Here is an 889-nt window from a genome sequence, read left to right as displayed (position 1 = left end):
ACCCAAACCCGCCGACCAGCAGGCCTGAAACCCGCCTCCCCGCCCGAGAGTTGAGGGCACGGGCTGCCCTATCCTCTCCTGGTACACCACGTGGCTGCCTGGGGGAGGCCCGGTCATGGCTTTGCGCAGAATCCGTTCGAGCACGGTCGTCCTCGGCGGAATGGGAGTGCTCGCGGCGGCGTTGACATCCTGCTCGTCCGAACCGGACAAGCGCTGTGTGGACCGGGGCAGTTACGACTACGCCCGGGGCTACCGCGTGGTCGACGACCGCGAGTGCTCCGGAACCACCACCGGCTCAGGCGCCGGCGGAGCCGCCGGCTCCGGCGGCCAGCGCGGTACCGGCGGCTACGGCTACGGCGGCACCGACGGCCAGTGGTACTACGGCGGCAAGAACAACAGCGGTTACGTCAACGACGGTTCCTTCGTTCGCAGCCGAGCCGTCGACCGGGGCGGCTTCGGCTGCTCCGGCTCCGGCTCCCGGGGCGGCTGAGACCACCTGATGGAACGCCACACCACGAGCCCCCGCCCCGGCTGGCAGCAGACCGTGGAGAAGCAGGGCTGCATCTACCCACTCACCCGCTACCCGGACGGCTCGCTCCGCCCCTACTGGGACGAAAGCGCCTACTACTCCTTCACCCTGCCCGAAGTCGAGGCTCTGGAGGGGGTGGTCGAGGAACTGCACACGATGTCCCTCGCCGCCGCCGAACACATCGTCACCGAGGACCGGTTCGCAGATCTGGGCATCACCGACGGCCGCGTCGTGGCCCGGGTCGCCGAGTCTTGGCGTTGGCGAGTCGAACTCCCTTCCCTCTACGGCCGCTTCGACCTCCACTACGATGGCCGAGGCGCGGCCAAACTGCTGGAGTACAACGCCGACACACCCACCTCC

Annotated in this window: 2 protein-coding genes; both read left to right on the top strand. The window is 69.1% G+C overall.

The window, feature by feature from the left end:
* Nucleotides 1-115: 115 nt before the first annotated feature.
* On the top strand, nt 116-490 hold the full coding sequence (locus FNX44_RS27250) for a hypothetical protein (RefSeq protein WP_143651624.1): 375 nt from the start codon (nt 116-118) through the stop codon (nt 488-490).
* Between the two features lie 9 nt (nt 491-499).
* Nucleotides 500-889, top strand: a 390-nt coding sequence (locus FNX44_RS27245) for a glutathionylspermidine synthase family protein (RefSeq protein ID WP_143651623.1), incomplete at its 3' end; no start/stop codon positions are given.

The sequence above is a fragment of the Streptomyces alkaliterrae genome, assembly GCF_007097205.2.
GTDB classification, from domain to species: Bacteria; Actinomycetota; Actinomycetes; order Streptomycetales; family Streptomycetaceae; genus Streptomyces; species Streptomyces alkaliterrae.
This window is presented reverse-complemented; position numbering and strand designations above follow the sequence as displayed.

Excerpts from the sequence above, each read along its gene's own strand:
- FNX44_RS27250 (WP_143651624.1), top strand. The coding sequence starts at position 116 with ATGGCTTTGCGCAGAATCCGTTCGAGCACGGTCGTCCTCGGCGGAATG.